Annotated in this window: 19 protein-coding genes; 8 read left to right on the top strand and 11 right to left on the bottom strand. The window is 73.5% G+C overall.

Annotated features, from left to right (window positions below; translation table 11 throughout):
• Both ACWERV_RS13365 and ACWERV_RS13370 read left to right on the top strand, forming a co-directional pair.
• A partial coding sequence (locus tag ACWERV_RS13365; RefSeq protein ID WP_452932385.1) for an RNA polymerase sigma factor occupies nucleotides 1–1,066 on the top strand: 1,066 nt, incomplete at its 5' end.
• Nucleotides 1,067–1,141: 75 nt separating this feature from the next.
• On the top strand, nucleotides 1,142–2,488 hold the full coding sequence (locus tag ACWERV_RS13370) for a Fic family protein (protein WP_452932388.1): 1,347 nt from the start codon (nucleotides 1,142–1,144) through the stop codon (nucleotides 2,486–2,488).
• A 9-nt stretch (nucleotides 2,489–2,497) separates the two neighbouring features.
• Here ACWERV_RS13370 and ACWERV_RS13375 read toward each other — a convergent pair whose 3' ends face one another.
• From ACWERV_RS13375 to ACWERV_RS13400, 6 genes are all read right to left on the bottom strand, one after another.
• Complete coding sequence (locus tag ACWERV_RS13375; RefSeq protein WP_452932391.1) at nucleotides 2,498–3,349, bottom strand: DUF1684 domain-containing protein; 852 nt, start codon at nucleotides 3,347–3,349, stop codon at nucleotides 2,498–2,500.
• A gap of 50 nt (nucleotides 3,350–3,399) precedes the next feature.
• The gene (locus tag ACWERV_RS13380; protein WP_452932394.1) at nucleotides 3,400–4,542 is read right to left on the bottom strand and encodes an LLM class flavin-dependent oxidoreductase; all 1,143 of its coding nucleotides are present in this window, start codon (nucleotides 4,540–4,542) and stop codon (nucleotides 3,400–3,402) included.
• An 18-nt stretch (nucleotides 4,543–4,560) separates the two neighbouring features.
• A complete protein-coding gene (locus ACWERV_RS13385; RefSeq protein ID WP_452932396.1) occupies nucleotides 4,561–5,667 on the bottom strand; it encodes an LLM class flavin-dependent oxidoreductase in 1,107 nt (368 codons plus the stop codon).
• On the bottom strand, nucleotides 5,664–7,076 hold the full coding sequence (locus tag ACWERV_RS13390) for an NtaA/DmoA family FMN-dependent monooxygenase (RefSeq protein ID WP_452932399.1): 1,413 nt from the start codon (nucleotides 7,074–7,076) through the stop codon (nucleotides 5,664–5,666). Before ACWERV_RS13390 ends, ACWERV_RS13385 begins: the two co-directional genes overlap by 4 nt.
• Nucleotides 7,077–7,124: 48 nt before the next feature.
• Nucleotides 7,125–8,333 carry an LLM class flavin-dependent oxidoreductase gene (locus ACWERV_RS13395; RefSeq protein ID WP_452932401.1) on the bottom strand — a complete coding sequence of 403 codons (1,209 nt, stop codon included), beginning with the start codon at nucleotides 8,331–8,333 and terminating at the stop codon, nucleotides 7,125–7,127.
• A gap of 206 nt (nucleotides 8,334–8,539) precedes the next feature.
• Nucleotides 8,540–8,785: a putative leader peptide gene (locus ACWERV_RS13400; RefSeq protein WP_452932404.1), complete on the bottom strand. Its 246-nt coding sequence runs from the start codon at nucleotides 8,783–8,785 to the stop codon at nucleotides 8,540–8,542.
• A gap of 283 nt (nucleotides 8,786–9,068) precedes the next feature.
• On the opposite strand from ACWERV_RS13400, the gene ACWERV_RS13405 reads away from it, so the two are divergent.
• From ACWERV_RS13405 to ACWERV_RS13420, 4 genes are all read left to right on the top strand, one after another.
• Nucleotides 9,069–9,200, top strand: a complete 132-nt coding sequence (locus tag ACWERV_RS13405; protein ID WP_398182053.1) for a putative leader peptide — start codon at nucleotides 9,069–9,071, stop codon at nucleotides 9,198–9,200.
• A 245-nt stretch (nucleotides 9,201–9,445) separates the two neighbouring features.
• Entirely contained in the window at nucleotides 9,446–10,537 is a 1,092-nt protein-coding gene (locus ACWERV_RS13410; RefSeq protein ID WP_452932408.1) for an amino acid ABC transporter permease, read from the top strand.
• Nucleotides 10,534–11,307 carry an amino acid ABC transporter ATP-binding protein gene (locus tag ACWERV_RS13415; protein WP_452932410.1) on the top strand — a complete coding sequence of 258 codons (774 nt, stop codon included), beginning with the start codon at nucleotides 10,534–10,536 and terminating at the stop codon, nucleotides 11,305–11,307. Before ACWERV_RS13410 ends, ACWERV_RS13415 begins: the two co-directional genes overlap by 4 nt.
• Before the next feature lie 107 nt (nucleotides 11,308–11,414).
• Nucleotides 11,415–12,434, top strand: coding sequence for an ABC transporter substrate-binding protein (locus ACWERV_RS13420; protein ID WP_452932413.1), 1,020 nt, complete (start codon nucleotides 11,415–11,417; stop codon nucleotides 12,432–12,434).
• A gap of 64 nt (nucleotides 12,435–12,498) precedes the next feature.
• On the opposite strand, the gene ACWERV_RS13425 is transcribed toward ACWERV_RS13420, so the two are convergent.
• The 4 genes from ACWERV_RS13425 to ACWERV_RS13440 form a co-directional block, all read right to left on the bottom strand.
• The gene (locus ACWERV_RS13425; RefSeq protein WP_452932416.1) at nucleotides 12,499–13,908 is read right to left on the bottom strand and encodes an MFS transporter; all 1,410 of its coding nucleotides are present in this window, start codon (nucleotides 13,906–13,908) and stop codon (nucleotides 12,499–12,501) included.
• A complete protein-coding gene (locus tag ACWERV_RS13430) occupies nucleotides 13,905–14,528 on the bottom strand; it encodes an isochorismatase family cysteine hydrolase (RefSeq protein WP_452932419.1) in 624 nt (207 codons plus the stop codon). The genes ACWERV_RS13425 and ACWERV_RS13430 overlap by 4 nt, the downstream gene beginning before the upstream one ends.
• A 76-nt stretch (nucleotides 14,529–14,604) precedes the next feature.
• Nucleotides 14,605–15,057 (bottom strand): MarR family winged helix-turn-helix transcriptional regulator, encoded by a 453-nt coding sequence (locus tag ACWERV_RS13435; RefSeq protein ID WP_452932422.1) that lies wholly within the window; start codon nucleotides 15,055–15,057, stop codon nucleotides 14,605–14,607.
• A gap of 79 nt (nucleotides 15,058–15,136) precedes the next feature.
• Nucleotides 15,137–16,072 (bottom strand): DUF3048 domain-containing protein, encoded by a 936-nt coding sequence (locus ACWERV_RS13440; protein ID WP_452932425.1) that lies wholly within the window; start codon nucleotides 16,070–16,072, stop codon nucleotides 15,137–15,139.
• A 235-nt stretch (nucleotides 16,073–16,307) separates the two neighbouring features.
• On the opposite strand from ACWERV_RS13440, the gene ACWERV_RS13445 reads away from it, so the two are divergent.
• Both ACWERV_RS13445 and ACWERV_RS13450 read left to right on the top strand, forming a co-directional pair.
• Nucleotides 16,308–16,970 (top strand): hypothetical protein, encoded by a 663-nt coding sequence (locus ACWERV_RS13445; protein WP_452932428.1) that lies wholly within the window; start codon nucleotides 16,308–16,310, stop codon nucleotides 16,968–16,970.
• Entirely contained in the window at nucleotides 16,967–17,968 is a 1,002-nt protein-coding gene (locus ACWERV_RS13450) for a hypothetical protein (RefSeq protein WP_452932431.1), read from the top strand. Before ACWERV_RS13445 ends, ACWERV_RS13450 begins: the two co-directional genes overlap by 4 nt.
• 48 nt (nucleotides 17,969–18,016) lie before the next feature.
• Here ACWERV_RS13450 and ACWERV_RS13455 read toward each other — a convergent pair whose 3' ends face one another.
• Entirely contained in the window at nucleotides 18,017–19,933 is a 1,917-nt protein-coding gene (locus ACWERV_RS13455) for an ABC transporter ATP-binding protein (protein WP_398182171.1), read from the bottom strand.
• Between the last annotated feature and the right edge of the window lie 2 nt (nucleotides 19,934–19,935).

The raw sequence follows: 19,935 nt of genomic DNA on the forward strand, positions 1-19,935 counted from the left end.
GGGTCGCCCGGCTTCACCGTCCAGAAGGGGTCGTCGGCCGGGTAGGAGTCGTACGGAGCCGCATCCGGCGGACGGCGAGCCGGGCGCCGCGCCGTACGACGAGGGCGAGGCGGTCGGCGTACCGCTCCCGGCCCGCCCGCGCGCGGACCCGGCGGGCCCGTCGGCCGACCTCTTCCGGCAGTACCTGCGGGAGATCGGGCGCATTCCGCTGCTCACCGCCGAGCAGGAGGTGGAGCTGGCCCGGCAGGTCGAGGCGGGGCTCTTCGCCGAGGAGAAGCTCGCCGCCTTCCCCGCGCTGGACTCGCGGCTCGCGGTGGACCTGGACCGCATCGTGGTGCTGGGCCGGGTGGCCAAGCGGCGGCTCATCGAGGCGAACCTGCGGCTGGTGGTCTCGGTGGCGAAACGTTACATCGGACGCGGCCTGACGATGCTCGACCTCGTCCAGGAGGGCAACCTCGGCCTGATCAGGGCCGTCGAGAAGTTCGACTACACCCGCGGCTACAAGTTCTCGACGTACGCGACCTGGTGGATCCGGCAGGCCATGTCCCGCGCGCTCGCCGACCAGGCCCGCACGATCCGCGTGCCCGTCCACGTCGTCGAACTGATCAACCGCGTCATCCGCGTCCAGCGCCGCCTGCTCCAGGAGCGCGGCCACGAACCCACCGCCGAGGACGTCGCCGCGCAGCTCGACATCACCCCCGAACGCGTCGGCGAGGTGCTGCGGCTCGCCCAGGAACCGGTCTCGCTGCACGCCCCGGTCGGTGAGGAGGACGACGTCGCCCTCGGCGACCTCATCGAGGACGGCGACGCCGTCTCCCCCGTCGAGACGGCCGCCTTCCTGCTGCTGCGCGAGCACCTGGAGGCGGTCCTGTCCACCCTCGGCGAGCGCGAACGCCGCGTCGTCCAGCTCCGCTACGGCCTCGCCGACGGCCGCCCGCGCACCCTGGAGGAGATCGGCGGCCTGTTCGGCGTGACCCGCGAACGCATCCGCCAGATCGAGTCCAAGACTCTCAACAAACTCCGCGACCACACCTTCGCCGACCAGCTCCGCGGCTACCTCGACTGACGGGCCCGGCCGCGGCCCGGGGCGGCGGCGCAAATCCGGTTGCCGGGCGCGGGGCCGGCGCGGACACTGGCGGGCGTGCTACACCCCTGGGTGCCCCGCCTGCTGAGCTGGGACGACGTGGACCCCGCCCGGCATCCCTTCGACAGCGCGTCCGCCGACGACGTCGTACGGTCCCTGACCGCCGCCCGCCGCATACCGGTCCACCCGCGCCTGCGCGGGCTCGACCACCTGGACAGCACCTGGCGGGCGGAGGCCAGGACGTGGTCGGACGCCCTCACCTACGGCCTCGCGCGGCACTACGGCCGCTGGGCCGCCGGCTGGTGCTGGGGCATCGGCGAGGCCGAGTTCGACGGCGGCCCCGTCTCCGCCTGGTGCCACGCCTCCGACTCGATCCGCGAGGACCCGGACGAGACGCTCGCCGTGGTCGCCGAGGCGCTGCGCGAGTGGCGCGACTGGCTGGAGAACCTGGCCTGGCGCTTCGAGGCCTACCCGCTGCGGCTCGCCGACATCGACGACCAGCGCATCTTGTGGGAGCGCACCGCGCGCGCCCTGATCCTCCAGGTGGGCGACCGCACCGAGGGCGCCAGCGGCTGGTACGGGCACTGCCGCCAGGTGCTGCGCTGGTACCTGACCCGGTGGGAGGTGGCCGACGCGCGCGCCGCCGAACTGGTCGAGCAGGCCGTGGGCGGACGCTTCCGCAGCTGGTGCGGCCCCGACCCGGCGACCGCCGACGAGGTCGCCGCGCGGCTGACCGCGCCGCTGCGCCCGCAGGACGCCCCCGCCCCCGCCGCGGAGCCGCCCGACCACCTGGCGCGCTGGCTGGAGGTCCGCGCGGCCGAGCGCTGGGCGGACGTGCGGGACATCGGTCCGGGCGGCTCCGCCACCCCGGGACGGGACGGCGCGGCGGAGCACATCCGCACCTTCGACACCCTCATCGACCCGGACCGGGCCGAGGGCCTGGCCGCCGCCCTCCGCCTGGTGCGGGCCGACGCGGCGCGCGGCGCCCGGCTCGACACCGGCCTGCTCGCCCGCTGGCAGCAGCACGTCCTCGGCACCCCGCGGCCGCCCGCCTTCCGCACCCTCCCCGCCTTCGCCAAGGGCGGCCGGGAGCGGTACGGCATCGGTCCCGGCACCCGGGCGCGGCTGGACGCGTGCCTGGCCGAGAGCGCCGCCGACGGCGCGGGCGCCCCGCCGCTGCCCGCGCGGGCGGCGCGGGCCCACCTCGACATCTGCTTCTTCCACCCCTTCGACGACGGCAACGCCCGCTGCGCCTTCCTCACCCTGGTCTTCGTCCTCGCCCGCGAGGGCGTCCGGCTCGCGGACGTGGACCTGATCAGAAGACTCACCGTGTTCGCCGACGCCGAGGGGGAGGGCAGGCGCCTCGCGGACCTGGTCGCGGGATACGCCACGGCGGCGGGATGAGCGCGGGCCTCAGGCCGGGACGGAGCGGGTGGCCGCCGCGGGCACCGTCGGGATGAGCTCGCCCGCCTCGACGGACAGCGCGAGGCGGTTCTCGGCGGGCGGCAGCGGGCAGGTGGCGAGGTCGGTGTAGGCGCACGGCAGGTTGGTGGCGCGGTTGAAGTCGAGCACCACGTTGCCCTCGGCGTCCGGGGCGGCGACCGACAGCGACCGGTTGGCGGCGTAGGTGGTGACGCCCGAGGTGGCGTCGGTGAAGAGGATGTGGAGCGTGCCGGGGGCGGCGCCCTCGAACGCGGTCAGCGCGTAGGAGGTGCCGTCGACCGCGAAGTCGACGCGGCCCACGGCGTCGTACACGTGCTCCAGGCCCTCCACGACCGCGCCGACCGTCGTGGGGCGGGGCGTCGCGAAGGCCTCGTAGCGGCCGGGCACGGCCCAGCGCGGGTCGGGGTCGTAGGCGGGGGTGCCGGTGAAGGACTGCCGCAGCTCGCTGTCGGGGTGCCGGGGGCGCAGGATGTCGTGGCCGCCGCGCTTGGCGACCTCGAACACCGCGTCCCCGGCGGCGGGGTAGACGCTGGAGCGTTCGGCGAGGACACCGAAGTCGTGGCGGCCGCGCAGGACCTCGCCGTCCAGCAGCAGTTCCTCGTCCGCGTCGAGCTGGACGGTCACGCCCTCGGCGGTGCTGGACCACAGGCCGGGCGCGTCGGGGAAGCGGGTGGGGTTCTCGTCCAGCCAGTTGAGGCTGGTGATGGCGAGGAAGCCGTGCGGGCCGGCGAACGTCTCGTCCTTCTGCCGGTGCCACTCCTGCCATTCCTCGGCGAAGGCCGCCCGGTCGGCGGCGGTGATGGGCTGTGCGGATGCGCTCATGGTGTCTTCCTGGTCGTGGTGGTGGGACGTACGGGGGCCGGGTGGGGGTGTCAGCGGCGCTGCCACTCCTCGGCGAGCAGCTGGTAGGACCGCACCCGGTCGGCGTGGTCGTGGGTGATGGTGGTGACGATCAGCTCGTCGGCGCCGGTCGCGTCGCGCAGCGTCTCCAGCTGGTCGGCGACCTGCCGCGGGCTGCCGACGAACTGCGTCTCGATCCGGTCGGCGACCAGCTCCCGCTCCTCCGGCTGCCACACGTGCGCGGCGGCCTGCTCCGGGGTCGGGAAGGGGATCGCGCCCGCGCCGCTGCGGATGCTGTGCACCCACAGCCCGTACCCGGACGCCAGCTCCCGCGCCTTCGCCTCGTCCTCGGCCACGACCACGTCCGCCGACACGCTCACGTACGGGCGCTCCAGCTCGGCGGACGGCACGAAGGCGGCCCGGTAGGCCTCCACCGCCTCCAGTACGCCGGCCGGGCTGACGTGGTAACTGGCCGCGAACCGGAGGCCCTTCGCGCCCGCCGTCCGCGCGCTGACGCCCGCGCTGCTGCCGAGGATCCACAGCTGGAGGTCGGCGCCCTCGCCGGGCACGACGTGCGCGGGCACGCCGTCCGCGCCGACGTACGTCCCGGCGAGCAGCGCGAGGATGTCGGCTATCTGCTCGTCGTAGGGCTGGGGCTGGGCGCCCGGCAGCGTCAGCAGCTTCTGGTGCAGGACGAAGCGGGGCGAGGCGAGCAGGCGCTCGGGGGCGAACCGGGCCGGTATGCGCAGGCCGTTCGGGGCGCGGCCGTCGACGACCGGGGGCGGGGTGCCGCCCGCCGGCACCGCGACCTTGGGGGCCTCGCCCGGCGCGCCGCGCGCCCCCGAGCGGCCGAGGCCGAGGTCGAAGCGGCCCGGGTGCAGGGCGTCCAGCAGCCCGAACTCCTCGACGGTCGCCAGCGCGGTGCGGTGCCCGAGCTGCACCGCGCCCGAGCCGAGCCGGATGGTGCGGGTCGCGGCGGCGGTGAGGGCGAGCACGACCGCGGGGGAGGTGCCGGCCACCCCGGGGTTGAGGTGGTGCTCGGCGAACCAGTAGCGGGCGTAGCCGAACTCCTCGGTGCGCCGGGCGAGATCGATGCTGTTGCGCAGCGCCTGCGGCGCGGTGGAGCCGGACGGGATCGGGACGAGGTCGAGGACGGCGAGCGGGGTGGGTGCCACGGCGGCGCTCCTTGTCGGTCAGGCGGCGGGGGCCGCGTCGGCGTGGTCGGTAGAGCGGGGGGCGTCCGGCAGCCCGGCCGGGGCCCAGGGCCACGGCGGGTCGGGGATCTCCTTGCGCAGCACGGGCGCGATCTCCGCCTGGAACAGCTCCAGCGCGTCGCGGTGCTGCGCCTGGGTGAGGCCGTCCGCGTCCGCGTGCAGGTGCAGCACACTGTGGCCGAACTGCTCGTGGTAGCGGTGCACCTTCTCGACGACCTGCTGCGGGCTGCCGATCAGCGCGGAGCTGCGCTCCACGAAGTCCTCCAGCGTCGCGAAGACCGGCTCGACGCCCAGCCGCTTCTGGAAGGCCAGACGGCCCTCGAACACCGGCCGGTAGGCGGCGACGGCCTCCTGCGAGGTACGCGCGGCGTAGTAGCCCGCGGACCCCGCGCCGACCGTGGCGAGCGCCGGATCGTGCCCGTGGTGCGCCCAGCGCTCCCGGTAGTACCGCACCAACTCGGCGTACGGCTCGATGGGGTTGGTGACGTTCGCGGAGAACAGCGGGTCGCCGTACCGGGCGGCGAGGTCCACCGACTCCCGGCTGGTGGCGCTGCCGTGCCAGATCCGGATCGGCTGCTGGTACGGCTCCGGCCACACCTCGGCCTCCTCCAGCGCGGGGCGGAAGCGCGGCTGCGCGGTGACCTTGCGTTCGCGCCAGATCCGCCGGAAGAGCGCGTAGCTCTCGGCGTTGCGCGCCCACTGGTCCTCCGTCGTGACGTCGAACAGCTCGCGCTGCGCGCTGCCGTTGCCCTTGCCGACGATCAACTCCAGCCGCCCGCCAGACAGATGGTCCAGCGTGGCGTAGTCCTCGTAGGCCCGGACCGGGTCCAGCAGGCTCAGTGTCGTCACGGCGGTGAAGAGCCGGATGCGGGAGGTGAGGGCGGCCAGGTGGCTGAGCACCACCGGCGGGGCGGAGGAGATGAAGGGCCGCTCGTGCCGCTCGCCCACCCCGAAACCGTCGAAGCCCAGCTCCTCGGCCAGCAGGGCGTTGTCGACCACCTCGCGGAAGCGCTCCTGCGTCGAGGGCAGTTCGCCGGTCACGGGGTGCGGGGCGTGCACGATCAGGGTGATGGCGAGGAATTTCACGACGCCGCCTCCACCGTGCGCAGGCCGCCCGCCACCGGGGGGAGCGGCGGCAGCCCCAGGTGGTCGCGCAGCGTCTCGCCGGTGTACTCGGTGCGGAAGACGCCGCGTTCCTGGAGCAGCGGCACGACCGTGTCGGCGAAGTCGTCGAGCCCGCCGGGGATCAGGTGCGGCGCCAGGATGAAGCCGTCGCTGGCGTCGGCCTGCACGAAGTCGTCCAACTGCGCGGCCACTTGCTGCGGGGTGCCGATGAAGGACTGGCGGCCGGTCTCGGCGATGACCAGTTCGCGGATCGACAGCTTGTCGCGTTCGGCGGTCTCCCGCCACCGCGTCACGGTCTCCAGCAGTTCCTGGCCGCGGGCGTCGGCGCGCCCGAGGGCGATCAGCTCGCCCTCGTACAGCGGCTCGACGTCCGGCAGCGGGCCGTCCGGGTCGTAGCCGCTCAGGTCGCGGTTCCAGACCCGCTCCAGGAAGGCGATCGCGGTGGGCCCGCTGACCTGCTGGTGGCGGATGACGTCGGCCTTCTCGGCGGCGTCGGCCGGGGTGTCGCCGAGCACGAAGGTGACACCGGGCAGGATCAGCAGCTCGTCGGGGGAGCGGCCGTACTTCGCCAGCCGGCCCTTGACGTCGGCGTAGAAGGCCTTGCCCGCCTCCAGCGTGCCGTGCCGGGTGAAGATCGCGTCGGCGCCGGAGGCCGCGAACTCCCGGCCCTGGTCGGAGTCGCCCGCCTGGAAGATCACCGGCCGGCCCTGCGGGCTGCGCGGCACGTTGAAGCGCCCGCGGATGTCGAACTGGTCGGCCCGGTGGGCGAACCGTCCGGCGTCCGGGTCGCGCAGGAAGGTCCCGGACTCCTTGTCGGCGGCGATCTCGTCGCCGCGCCAGGAGTCGAGCAGCGCCGTGACGGCGGTCAGGAACTGCGTGGCCCGCGTGTAGCGGTCCTCGCGGGCGAGGTAGCCGCCACGGCGGAAGTTCTCCCCGGTGAACTCGTCCCAGGACGTCACGACGTTCCACGCGGCGCGGCCCGCCGAGAGGTGGTCGAGGGACGCGAACTGCCGTGCCACCTCGTACGGTTCGTTGAAGGTCGAGTTGATCGTGCCGGCCAGGCCGAGCCGGTCGGTGACGGCGGCGAGCGCGGCCAGCACCGTGAACGTGTCGGGGCGGCCCACCACGTCCAGGTCGTAGATCTTCCCGGCCTGCTCGCGCAGCCGCAGGCCCTCGGCGAGGAAGAGGAAGTCGAACTTGGCGCGTTCGGCGGTACGGGCGAGGTGGACGAAGGAGGCGAAGTCGATCTGGCTGCCGGCCGCCGGGTCGCTCCACACGGTCGTGTTGTTCACGCCGGGGAAGTGCACGGCGAGGTGGATCTGCTTGCGGGGCTTGCCGGACTCGGTGCGGCTGCCGGGCGCGGTGCTCATGGCGGGTGGCCCTCCAAGGGGGGTGGTGCGGGCGGGCGGGGTCGCGGGTCAGACGGCGGCGTAGCGGCTCGCCGGGCGGGGCAGCCCGAGCAGGCCGCGCAGGGTGTCGGCCCCGTACGCGGTGCGGAAGGCACCGCGCCGCTGCAGCTCCGGGACCAGCCCTTCGGTGATCGCGTCCAGGTCGTGCGGCAGTTCGGCCGGGCGCAGCCGGAAGCCGGTGAGCCCGGCGGTGGCGAAGTCCTGGAGCACGTCGGCGAGTTCGGCGGGCGTCCCGGCGAAGACCAGGGCGTCGCTCTGGTACGGGGCGTCGAGCGCGGCGTCCAGCCGGGCCCGGCGCTCGGCGGCCCGGCCCGGCTCGGCGTCCAGGAAGACCACCAGGTCGGCGAAGACGTGCACGGTCTCGCCGCCGCGCCCGGCGTCCTCCTGCGCGGTGCGGATCGCCGCGACGGTCGCGGCGGCCTGCGCGGTGTCGTGCGGGGTGACGAAGCCCAGGTCGGCGGAGGTGCCGACGAGCCGGAAGGGCTCGCCGGCGTGCGCGAGGCCCGCCACCAGCGGCTGGCCCTGCGGCGGGCGCGGGGTGATCGAGGGGCCCTTGACGCTGAAGTGGTCGCCCGTGAAGTCGATGTAGTGCAGCTTGCCGCGGTCCACGAAGCGGCCGGTGGCCGCGTCGCGGATCACCGCGTCGTCCTCCCAGCTGTCCCACAGCCGCCGCACCACCTCCACCGCGTCGGCCGCCTCCCCGAACAGCTCGCGGAACAGGGCCTGTCCGGCGGGCGACTCCAGCTCGGCGACCGAGGAGATGCCGGGCAGGTCACGGCGCCCGAAGTGCGCGGCCTCGTCCTGCCGCAGCGACACCCTGACCTGCACGCCCGCCCGCCCCGTGCTGACGTGGTCCAGCGTGGCGACGGCCTTCGACAGGTGGAAGGGCTCGGTGTGGGTGACCACCGCGACCGGCACCAGCCCCAGGTGCCGGGTCAGCGGCGCGATCCGGGCCGCGGTCAGCACGGCGTCGAGCCGCCCGCGCACCAGGTCGGTGCGGTCGTCGGGACCGGCGAGCGGGGCGGTCTGCGGGCCGAGCGAGTCCTCGATCGTGACGAGATCCAGCAGGCCCCGTTCGGCGCGCGCGGCCAGGTCGGCCCAGTAGCCGGCCCGGAAGAGGTCGGCGGGCCGCGCGCCGGGCTCGCGCCAGGCGGCGGGATGCCAGCCGGCGCCGTCCAGGGCGGCGGCGAGGTGGAGGTGGTCGGGGTTCCGGGGCATGGGCGGTTACCGCTTCCTGCTCGGAGGGGCGCGAGGATCGCGAGGGGACCGGCGGCGCGGGCCGCCTCCGCGTACGGCGTCACGGCGCGGGGTGCGCCGGTGCGGGGTACGCGGGGCCGGGCCGTGCGGGGCCGGGAACGGGATGGTGCGGGGTGGGGCGGGCGCGGGCGCGGACGTACGGCGCCGGTCGCGCGGCGGTCCGGTGGTCAGGCCCCGGAACGGCCGTTCGCCAGGCCCGGACACAGGGCGGTGGCGACACGCTGCAGGTCGATGTGCCGCCGGGAGTACGTCACGAGCGCGGGCGGCGTGCACCCGCAGGACGCGGCGGGCGCGGGGGAGGCGGGCCGGGGGTACGCGAGCGGCGCCGGGGCGGTGCGACGGGAGGGCGTGACGGCCGCGGCCGTGACGGTCGGGCTGGTGACGGCCGGGCGGGTACGCCGGGTGGACCGCATCGCTTCCGCCTCCCTCCCCGTCGCCCGGCCGGGTCTCGCCCGTGTCCGGTGCACATCCTCGACGGCCCGCTGCCTGGCGGCACCTGTGGCCTCCGCCCGACCGTAACTCCGCCGCGCGGCCCCGCACAATCCCCTTCCGCCGCACGTGACGTGCGTCGCTTCTCGACTCCGGTGCCGGGGAAGGGGATTGTCCGAACGGCGACTGCCCGTTAACGTGCTGGCCCACAGGCCCCGTACCGCGTACGGGGCGATGCGCGTCGAGACGAGAGAGCGAGGGGAAGCCATGGCCGCCGCAGTGCAGCGCGACCGCACGACGCACCCCCGCGGCTCCTTCCCGGCCCGGGTGGAGCGGCGGCACGTCGACCTCCTCCGCGTCAGCAGCGCCCTGTGTCCGGTGGCCCGCCCGGCCGTCTGAGCCGCACTTCTCCCTCCGCCCGGCCGCTTTCCCCGCAGGCGCCGCCGCCCGTGTGACGGCGCCCGTCCCCGGCCGCACCGCCTTCTCCGGTCTCCCCGGCTCCGTGGGCGGCCCCCGTGTCCGGGGCGCCGTCCCGCCTCCTGCTCCGCGCCGCCCCTCCCTGCCGCACGTCCGGCAGCGCGCACGCCCGTACACCGCCGTACGCGGCCCGGCGCCGCCGTGCTCCCGACCAGACGGGACCCGCCATGCCCCACGACACCCCCGCGCCCGCACCCTCCCTCGCGAAGGACCCCGACCCGCCCGGCAAGGACCCCGCGGGCGGCCCCGACCCCGGCCATCCGCCGCCCGGTACGCAGCCCCCGCCGTCGCTGTCCGCCCTCGACCACCGGCCCGCCGACCGGGAGCTGCTCGCCGCCCGGCTCGTACCGCTGCGCCACCCCGGCCAGTGGGTGTCGGCCGCGGTGCTGCTCCTGCTGCTCGCGATGGCGGGCCACACCCTCGTCGCCAACAAGCGCTTCCAGTGGGGCGTCGTCGGCGACTACTTCCTCAGCCACAACATCCTGCACGGCCTGGAACTCACCCTCTGGCTCACCGCCGCCGTGATGACCAGCGGCTACCTGCTGGGCATCGCGGTGGCCGCGATGCGGCTGTCCGGCAACCCGGTGCTGCGCGCGGTGAGTTTCGGCTACGTGTGGCTCATCCGCTCGGTGCCGCCGCTCGTACAGCTGCTGTTCTGGTTCGAACTCGCCTCGCTCTACCCGCGGTTGTCGTTCGGCGTGCCCTTCGGCCCGGAATTCCTGCACTTCCGCACCGCGCACCTGTTCAGCGGCATCCTCGCCGCGTACGTCGGACTGACCCTGGACGTCGCCGCGTTCAGCAGCGAGATCGTGCGCGGCGGCATCCTCGCCGTCGATCCCGGGCAGCGCGAGGCCGCCAAGGCGCTGGGCCTGGGCGAGGCGCGGATCTTCCGCCGGATCGTGCTGCCGCAGGCGATGCCCGCGATCGTGCCCGCCTCCGGCAACCTGCTGATCGGGATGCTCAAGGCCACCTCGATCGTGAGCGTCATCGCGGTGGAGGACCTGCTCTACTCCGCGCAGCTCATCTACAACCAGAACTTCCTGATCATCCCGCTGCTGCTGGTCGCGACGGTCTGGTACATCATCCTCACCACCGTGCTGTCGATCGGCCAGTTCTACGTCGAGCGGTACTACGCCCGCGGCTCGCGGCGCGACGGCCCGGCCCGTAACGGCCCCGCCGCGCGCGGGTTCTGGCAGCTCACCCGCGCCAACCTGCCGCTCTTCGGACGCACCAGGACCGACCTGGCGGGGCTGTCGTGACCGGCGGCGGAAACCCGCTGGTGCGGGTACGGGGCCTGCGCAAGAGCTTCGGCGGCACGACCGTCCTGGACGGCATCGACCTCGACGTGCGCGAGGGCGAGGTCACGGTGCTGCTCGGGCCGTCCGGTTCGGGCAAGTCCACGCTGCTGCGCTGCGTCAACCACCTGGAGAAGCCGGACGCGGGCTTCGTCGAGATCGCCGGCGACCTCGTCGGCTACCGCCGGGACGGCACCCGGCTGCGCGAGCTGCCGCCGCGCGCGGTGACCCGGCAGCGCGCCCAGGTCGGCATGGTCTTCCAGCAGTTCAACCTCTTCCCGCACCTGACCGTGCTGGAGAACGTCACCGAGGCGCCCGTCGCCGTCCGCGGCAGCTCCCGCCCGCAGGCCGCCGCCCGCGCCCGCGAACTGCTGGAACGCGTCGGGCTCGGCGGCCGGGAGGGCGCCTACCCGCGGCAGCTGTCCGGCGGCCAGCAGCAGCGGGTGGCCATCGCCCGCGCGCTGGCCATGGACCCGCGGCTGCTGCTCTTCGACGAGCCGACCAGCGCGCTCGACCCCGAACTCGTCGGCGAGGTCCTCGGCGTCATGCAGGACCTGGCGCTCAGCGGCATGACGATGATCGTCGTCACCCACGAGATCGGCTTCGCCCGCAAGGTCGCCGACACCGTGGTCTTCCTCGACGGCGGCCGCATCGTCGAATCCGGCGCCCCCGCCGACGTCCTGACCGCCCCCCGCCACGAGCGCGCCCGCGCCTTCCTCTCGGCGGTGCTGTGACCCCGCACCGCCGTACCCCCGCGGCACTCCCGCCCCTGCACGTCTCCCCCGCGGCACCTCCGCGTACCCGAACCGCCCACCAGCTCCGCCGTACGAAAGGCACGCCCGTGACCAGCGCCCGCACCCGCAGCACCGCCCGACCGAACCTCGCGAGACGCGGCCCCCTCGCGGCCCTCGCCGCCGCGACCGCGGCCCTGCTGCTGCTCGCCGGCTGCGGCTCCTCCGACTCCGGCTCCGATTCCGGCACGGGCTCCGGCACGAAGGACTCCACCAAGGCCGCGGCCGCCAAGTCCGGTGACACCGACGCCGTCCCGACCCAGGACGTGGTGTCCGCGATCGCCACGGACCCGACCGTCGCCGCCGAACTCCCCGCGAAGATCCGCGACGCCGGCAAGCTCACCCTCGGCACCACCCGCGCACCCGGCACGGTCGGCCTGCCGCACGGCGGCGAGGTCGACGGCAAGCCCGTCGGCCTCGACGTGGACCTGCGCGACGCGGTCGCCAAGGTGCTCGGCGTGCAGTGGGACATCCAGTACGGCACCTTCCCCACCGTCATCCCCGGTGTGCAGAACGGGCGTTACGACGTCGGCCAGGACAACTTCGGTGTCACCAAGGCCCGCGAGCAGGTCGTCGACTTCGCCACGTACCTCAACGACGGCCAGGCCTTCCTCGCCTCGAAGGACTCCGACCTGAAGACCGTCACGCAGATCACCGACGTGTGCGGCCTGACCATCTCCACCGGCTCCGGCTCGACCTTCCAGCAGATCCTCGACGCCAACAAGGACAAGTGCGCCGCGGCCGGCAAGAAGCCGTACACCGTGCAGTACTCCTCGGATTCGGCCGCCGGGGTGCTGGGCCTCCAGAACGGCCGGATCGACGTCATGTTCGGCCCGACGCTCGGCCTGAAGTACGACGCGGCGCACATCCCCGGCACCCGCTTCCTGGGCGAGGTGTCGACCACCCCGGTCGGCTTCGTCACCGCCCGCAACTCCCCGGTGGCCAAGGCGCTCAGCGACGCGGTGAACAAGCTCATCGCGAGCGGCGACTACGCGAAGATCTTCGCCAAGTGGGGCCTGACCGGCAGCGGCATCCCGCAGTCCCAGGTCAACCCGCCCGCCACCCTCTGAGCCCGCCGCGGCCCCCGGTCTCCCGGGGGCCGCGGTCCGCGGGTCCGAGGACCCGACGGTCCGCTCAGCGCTCCGTGCGGGCCGGGATCGCCCGGTCCAGCACGCTCATCAGCAGCACCAGCACCCCGATCCCCGCGATGACGTACGACACCCCGTGCAGGCCCGAGTCCGTCGCCGCGTGCCCGAAGGCGATGGCGATGAGGCTGGAGGAGAAGATCGCGCCGATGTAGGCGAAGGTCCGGTAGAGGCCGGACGCGACCGCGATCTCGTCGGCGGGCGCCTGCACGTACAGCGCGGCCTGGTTGGCGAAGCCGGAGAAGCCGTTCGCGAAACCGAACAGCGCCGACATGCACAGCAGCACCAGCACCGACGAGGTGTGCGTGATGAACAGCATCACCGCCCCCGTCGCGACCAGCGACACCCCGGTCAGCACGAGCGGCATCCGCACCCACCCGCGCCCCGACACCAGCCGGGCCACCACGATGCTGATGCCCGACAGCGGCAGCATGATCAGCCCCACCTGCGAGGCGCTGTAGCCCGCGGACTCCTCCATCCACTGGCTCAGCCCGTACAGCGCGGTGTACGTGCCCAGCGCGACGACCGCCTGCCGGATGTACGTGCGCAGCAGCCGCCGGTTGCGGCCCAGCATCCGCACGTCGATGAGCGGGCGCGCCGTCCGCCGCTCCCACACCGTCAGCGCGGCGCCCAGCAGCAGCGTCACCGGGACGAGCCACCAGGCGGGCGACGTCAGGTCGGACAGGAAGAGCAGCAGGCTCACGATCGTGGCCGCGAAGAGCGTGATGCCGGGCACGTCCACCGCGGTGAACAGGGCCGCGCGCGACTCCTTCGCCACCGGCCGGTCCGGTGCCACCCCGACGAGCGTGCAGACCAGCGTGACGAGCGCGAGCGGCACGTTCACCAGGAAGAGCGCGCGCCAGCCCCACGCCCCCGCGAGCAGCCCGCCGAGCGGCAGCCCCACGACGATCGTGACCTGCGAGGCGATCGAGAAGTTGCCCAGCACCCGGCTCGGCACCCCCGTGCCCACCTCGTCCGCGCGCTTCCTGACCAGCGCCATCGCCGTCGGGTACGCGGCCGAGGTGCCGATGCCGATGAGCGCGCGCGACACCAGCAGGAAACCGAAGGCGGGCGCCGTCGCGCCGACGACCCCCGCGACCAGCAGGATCGCCACCCCGCTCAGGAACACCCGGCGCGCCCCGAAGAGCGTCGCGAGCTTGCCCATGGTGGGCTGCGCGACCGCGCTGCACAGGTACAGCACGGAGATCAGCGAGGCGGTGGTGCCGGCGCCCTTGTGGAAGTCCAGCCCGATCCCGACCAGGCCGGTCGCGATCATCGAGCTGTTGATCGGGTTCAGGGTCGAGCCGAGCAGCAGCGGGCTCACGAAGCGCGCGCCGAACGGCTTGCCGCCGCCGGGTGCCTGCGGCGCGGTCGCGGTGGTCTGGGTCGCGGCGGTCACGACCGGCCGGCGGCGGAGCCGCTGCCGGACTGTCCGGGCTGTACCGGCAGTCCGGGCTGTACCGGCAGGGACGCGAGGGCGTCCAGGACGTCCCGCGTGGTGCCGGTCTCGGCGATCCGCGGGAAGACCTGGAGCAGGCTGTGGTCGTGCCGCCCGGCGCTCCGGTCGGTCATGGCGTCGGCCGGCAGCGTGACGTGGAAGCCCTGCTCGTGCGCGTCCCGCGCGGTCGACTCGACGCCGCCGCTGGTCGCGATGCCGGTCACGACCACCTGCGTCACGCCCAGCCCGCGCAGGGTGTCGGCGAGCCCGGTGGCGGTGAAGGCGCTGCGCGCGTGCTTGGTGACGAGGACGTCGCCGGGCTGCTGCTCCAGCTCCGGTATCAGCTCCGTCCAGCCCTCGGGCCGGTCCAGCGCGACCGGCCCGGCGTCCGTCCGTCCCTGCGGGGTGCCGGCGACATTGACCAGCACGACGGGCAGCCCGCGGTCGCGGAAGGCCCGCGCCAGCTCCGCCGAGCGCGCCACGACGTCCTCGACGGGGTGGGCGAGGGGCATCGTGACGATGCCCCGCTGGAGGTCGATGACGACGAGCGCGGTGCTCTCGTCGAGCGTGGTGACGGGCATGCGGAGTCCTTCGGTCGATCGGTGGGTGGATTGCCCCGTACGACGGCGGGCGCGGACCGGCGGACGGCCGGCGGTGTCACGGGAACTGGGCGAGCCGCCGCAGCAGGTCGGTGACGGACGCCAGCCGGTCGATCTCCTCGGCGCTCAGCGTCGTGTCGAGCGCCTTGGTCAGCCAGTCCTGCTTCGCGAGCCGGCCGGTGCGGAATTCCTCCCGGGCGGTCTCGGTGAGGCTCAGCAGCGTCTTGCGCCCGTCCTTCGGGTCGGGCGCGCCGCCGACCAGCCCCGCCGCCTCCAGCGCCTGCACGATCTTGGCCATCGACTGCGGCCGTACGCCCTCGGCGCGGGCCAGCACGGTGGCCGTCGCGGGCCCCTCCCGCTCCAGCCGCAGCAGCACGGACGACTGCGACCGCGTGAGGTCCATCCCGTCCGCCTGCTCGCGCAGCCGCCGCACCAGCGCGGCGAGCGCCACCCGCAGCTCACCGGCCAGGACGCCGGTGTCGGTCCGCGGGGGCGGGGGCTGCGTGCTCATGCCTCCACCGTAGCACTTGGACAGCCAACTGTGCAGCTGGCTGTCTATCTCCTCGTCTCCCCCTCGGCGTCCCCGCCCCTCAGGGCTCCAGCACGATCCAGGTGTGCCCCGGCTTGAGCGGCAGCGCGGCGCCGTGCAGCGTGTACGACGTGCCGGACGAGGCGGACGGCCGGTCCCAGACCGCCGCGTACGACCGGCCGTCCCGCAGGATCCGCGCCTGCCCGTGGCCCACGGTCTGCGTGAACGGAACGAAGCCGGTACGGCTGTGGTAGTGCGACTCCTGGACGTCCACGTGCTGGATGATCACGTTGTCCGCCGACCACGGGGACGTCTTCCCGTCCATCGCGACGCGGTAGCGCGAGCCGTCCCAGGCGAACGAGAAACGCGCGGACGGCATCTTCGCCGACGCGGTGGTGGCCGCCGTACCGCCCGCCGGGACGGCCGCCGCGAACCGCAGCCCGATGTCCCGCGCGGTGCTGCCCTTCGCCGCCGGACCCGCCGGCCGCAGATACTCGTTGTGCGGGGCGCGGCGGGCGGAGTCGCGGAAGAAGTCGCGGGTACCTGTCACCGCCGTGAGGTCGTCGCTCGATTTCAGCACCGGCAGCAGCTTGCTCTGCGCGCCGGAGAAGGCCAGCGCCGGGTGGTCGTACTCCGCGAGCAGCTGCAGATCCGTCTCGCGCGCGCTGCGCACCGGCCCGACCTTCTGCGGCAGATGCTTGTCGTCGTAGACGGCCATCAGCCGGGAGAGCCCGCCCTCGACCTCGATCGCGTACACGATCGCCGCGTCGTCCAGCCCGGTCGCGGGCCGCGCCGGTCCCACGTTGTCGATCTTCACGGCCAGCACGCGCCCGGCCGCCCCCGGCTCCCCGGTCAGATACGAGGTGGCCGCGGGCGCGCGCGTCCCCGTCCCCCGCTTGCCCGACGTCCCGCCCGTGTCCGGCGGCTGACACCCCGCCAGCACCACCAGCACCGCGGCCACCACCCCCGTGCCCGCCACCCACCGCCTGCCGCTCATCGCCGTACCCCCGTCCGCGCGTGAACCCGCTCCTCCCATAGTGCGCCCGCCCGCGCCTTTCCGGGCCCGGAGGGAACGGTCCCGGCCAAGCGGGCGTCCATCTCGTGTGGGGCCGGGGACTTGGATAGTCTCGGGCGTCACACGAAACGGGGCCGTGGACCGAGTGCGCGGGGGGAGTGCGCCGTTGTGCCCGGTTCGGCGGCCTTTCGCCGAACGAACGGGGAGTCTGTTGACCATGCGCGCACCGCACGCGCTCGCCGCCACCTGCGTGGCCGTCTCTGCCGCGCTTGTGCTCACCGCCTGCGGCGGCTCGAAGAAGGACGACGGCAAGATCGAGGACCCGGGCAAGGACGTCACGACGTCGGCCCCCGCGCCGACGACGACATCGGCCGCGCCGTCGCCGACCGCGTCGGGGGCGAAGCGGCCGGTGATCACGCTGCCTTCCGACGCGAAGGACGTCTTCGAGGACGCGCACACGGGTGACCCCGTGAAGGACGCCGTCCTCGCCGACAACGCCGGTTACGTCCTCGCGATGGACGAGGGTGTCTTCAAGGGCACGACGACCGAGAATCTCGGCTTCTACGCCACCGAGAAGGGCCTCGCGAACGCGATCAGCTATGTCCAAGGTGTTCACGACAAGGGCCTTGTGTGGACGGGAACGGTGCGGTTCTTCGACCGCAAGGTCACGCTGGAGGACGCTGACGACGCGTCGGTCGTCTACTGCTCCGACGAGAGCAAGGCCTTCCCCAAGCACGTCAGCTCCGGCAAAGTCGACAAGTCCGCCACAACGTCTCGTAGTTACGTCCTGTACAGCACCCATGCGAAGAAGAGCGCGCAGGGGGTCTGGCAGACGACCGACATCGTCTCCGAGCGGGGGTCGAAGCAGTGCCAGCCGTGACGCGGCGGATACAGCGGGCGCTGCTGGTCGGATCCGCGGCAGCCTTGACGACCGCGCTGCTCCAGGTCCCCGCGCACGCGGACCTGGGCGACCTCGGCAACGCGGGCGGTGGTGAGAAAGGGGGCAACATCACCGCCACCGCCGGCGTGCAGTACAACAGGGACAAGAACGGCACCTCGTCGTCCGGCCATCCGGCCGGTCCGCTCACGCCCGTCCGAAGTTGGAAGCCGCCGGCGTGCTGGTACGAGCCGTACTACACCCCCGCCCAGCTCAAGGCGGAGCGGGAGAGAGTGTGGGCTCAACCGTCCGTCGGCAACGAATGGGTCGTGGGGCAGAAGGACCACTACGAGAACGGCAAGCCGTACACCGACTTCAACGTGGACAAGACCGGCAAGGGCTACTGGTGGTACGGCTACGTGCCGAACCCCGGCGCGCCCGGCTGGGACCAGTGTCAGGACCCGCCCTTCTGGGTCGACAAGGGCGACACCCCGCCCGCCGCCCACCACAACGTGATCACGCCCGAGGTGCTCGCGGAACTGGCCTACAACGAGATCCGCATCCCCACCGGCGACGCCACCATCAACCCCGCCGGCAAGCAGGGCGTGAACATCCCCACCTGGGTGTGGATGGACCCCACCGTCTTCCACCCGGTGTCGGTCACCGCCTTCCTCCCCGACTACAACGTCTCCGCGACGACGACCGCGACGCCCTCCGGGTTCACGATCGACCCCGGGACGTCGTACGCGCAGACGTACCCCGCGTCGGGGAAGTGCAAGGGCACGGGGACGGCGTGGACGCCGGGGGCGGGGAACGTGCCGCCGTGCGGGGTGGTGTACCTCAAGGACTCCGGCAACGGGACGTACACCATGAACATCACCGTGACCTGGAACATCACCTGGGTCGGGACCGGGCACCCGAACCCGACGAAGCTGCCGACGGGGACGTTCGCGAGCCACCAGACCGTCACCGTACGGGAGATCCAGTCCGTCAACCGCTGAGCCGGGCCGGGGGCCCGGGACGGGGAGTCCCGGGCACCCGGCGGCCGGTCAGTCGACCTCGGCGACCGCCTGGGCGAACTGCGCCGCGTACAGCCGGGCGTACGCGCCCTGCGCGGCGAGCAGCTCGTCGTGCGTGCCCTGCTCCACGATCGCGCCGGACTCCATCACCAGGATGACGTCGGCGTCGCGGATCGTGGACAGCCGGTGGGCGATCACGAAGCTGGTACGGCCGTGGCTGAGCCGGGCCATCGCGCGCTGGATGAGCACCTCGGTGCGGGTGTCGACGGAGCTGGTGGCCTCGTCGAGGACCAGGATCACCGGGTCGGACAGGAAGGCCCGCGCGATCGTGATGAGCTGCTTCTCGCCCGCGCTGACGCCCGTGCCCTCGTCGTCGAGGACGGTGTCGTAGCCGTCCGGGAGGGTGCGGATGAAGCGGTCGGCGTGCGCGGCGCGCGCGGCCGCCTCGATGTCCTCGCGGGTGGCGTCCTCGTGGCCGTAGCCGATGTTCTCGGCGATGGTGCCGCCGAAGAGCCAGGTGTCCTGGAGCACCATGCCGATGGACGAGCGCAGGTCCTCGCGGGACATCGCGGCGATGTCCACGTCGTCCAGGGTGATCCGGCCGCCGGTCACCTCGTAGAACCGCATCAGCAGGTTGACCAGGGTGGTCTTGCCCGCGCCCGTGGGTCCGACGATCGCGACGGTCTGGCCGGGGCGGACGCTGAGCGACAGGCCGTCGATGAGCGGCTTGTCCGGGTCGTAGCGGAAGGCGACCTTCTCCAGCGCGACACGGCCGGTCAGCGCGGCCGGGCGGGCCGGGACGGCCGGTTCCGGGGACTGCTCCTCGGCGTCCAGCAGCTCGAAGACCCGCTCGGCGGAGGCGACCCCGGACTGGATCAGGTTGGCCATGCTCGCGACCTGCGTCAGCGGCTGGCTGAACTGCCGCGAGTACTGGATGAACGCCTGCACGTCGCCGATCGACAGCGCGCCGGACGCGACCCGCAGCCCGCCGACGACGGCGATCAGCACGTACTGGAGGTTGCCGATGAACATCATCAGCGGCTGGATCGTGCCGGACAGGAACTGCGCCTTGAAACCGGCCTCGTAGAGCGCCTCGTTCTCCTGCCGGAAGGTTTCGGCGGACTCCTGCTGGCGGCCGAAGACCTTCACCAGGCTGTGGCCGGTGTACATCTCCTCGATGTGCGCGTTCAGCGTGCCGGTCGTCTTCCACTGCTGGACGAACTGCGGCTGCGCGCGCTTGCCGACCCGCGTCGCGATCAGCAGCGTCAGCGGCACCGTGGCGAGCGCGACCAGGGCCAGCAGCCAGGAGATCCAGAACATCATCGCCAGCACGCCGACGATGGTCAGCAGCGAGTTGATCAGCTGGCCCATGGTCTGCTGCATGGTCTGGCCGATGTTGTCGATGTCGTTCGTGGCCCGGCTGAGGACCTCGCCGCGCGGCTGCTTGTCGAAGTACGACAGCGGCAGCCGGGAGATCTTCGCCTCGACGTCGCGGCGCAGCCGGAAGACCGTGCGGTTGATGACCGTCGTCGCCGTCCGCATCTGGACGACGCTGAACACCGAGGCCGCCAGGTACACCCCGAGGGCGAGCAGCAGGACCGCGCCGATCGCGCCGAAGTCCATGCCCTGGCCGGGGGTGAAGTCGATACCGGACAGCATGTCCGCCACGCCGCCCTTGCCGTGGGCACGCAGGTAGTCGAGCGCCTGCTCCTTCGAGCCGCCCTTGAGCTGGCGGCCGATGACGCCCGCGAAGATCAGGTCGGTGGCGTGGCCGAGGATACGGGGCCCGGTCACGGCGAGGGCGACGCTGACCAGGCCGACCGCGAGGACGACGTAGAGCAGGGCGCGGTCGGGCCGCATGAGGCCGATCAGGCGCTTGGAGGAGCCCTTGAAGTCCATGGAGCGCTCGATGGGTCCGCCGCTCATGAAGCGGGCGGGGCCGCCCATGG

The organism is Streptomyces sp. NPDC004031 (assembly GCF_053604375.1).

Coding starts and splice junctions, on each gene's coding strand:
- ACWERV_RS13375 (WP_452932391.1), bottom strand. CDS start 3,349: ATGAGCGCATCCGCACAGCCCATCACCGCCGCCGACCGGGCGGCCTTC.
- ACWERV_RS13390 (WP_452932399.1), bottom strand. CDS start 7,076: ATGAGCACCGCGCCCGGCAGCCGCACCGAGTCCGGCAAGCCCCGCAAG.
- ACWERV_RS13395 (WP_452932401.1), bottom strand. CDS start 8,333: ATGCCCCGGAACCCCGACCACCTCCACCTCGCCGCCGCCCTGGACGGC.
- ACWERV_RS13400 (WP_452932404.1), bottom strand. CDS start 8,785: ATGCGGTCCACCCGGCGTACCCGCCCGGCCGTCACCAGCCCGACCGTC.
- ACWERV_RS13405 (WP_398182053.1), top strand. CDS start 9,069: ATGGCCGCCGCAGTGCAGCGCGACCGCACGACGCACCCCCGCGGCTCC.
- ACWERV_RS13410 (WP_452932408.1), top strand. CDS start 9,446: ATGCCCCACGACACCCCCGCGCCCGCACCCTCCCTCGCGAAGGACCCC.
- ACWERV_RS13430 (WP_452932419.1), bottom strand. CDS start 14,528: ATGCCCGTCACCACGCTCGACGAGAGCACCGCGCTCGTCGTCATCGAC.
- ACWERV_RS13435 (WP_452932422.1), bottom strand. CDS start 15,057: ATGAGCACGCAGCCCCCGCCCCCGCGGACCGACACCGGCGTCCTGGCC.
- ACWERV_RS13440 (WP_452932425.1), bottom strand. CDS start 16,072: ATGAGCGGCAGGCGGTGGGTGGCGGGCACGGGGGTGGTGGCCGCGGTG.
- ACWERV_RS13445 (WP_452932428.1), top strand. CDS start 16,308: ATGCGCGCACCGCACGCGCTCGCCGCCACCTGCGTGGCCGTCTCTGCC.
- ACWERV_RS13455 (WP_398182171.1), bottom strand. CDS start 19,933: ATGGGCGGCCCCGCCCGCTTCATGAGCGGCGGACCCATCGAGCGCTCC.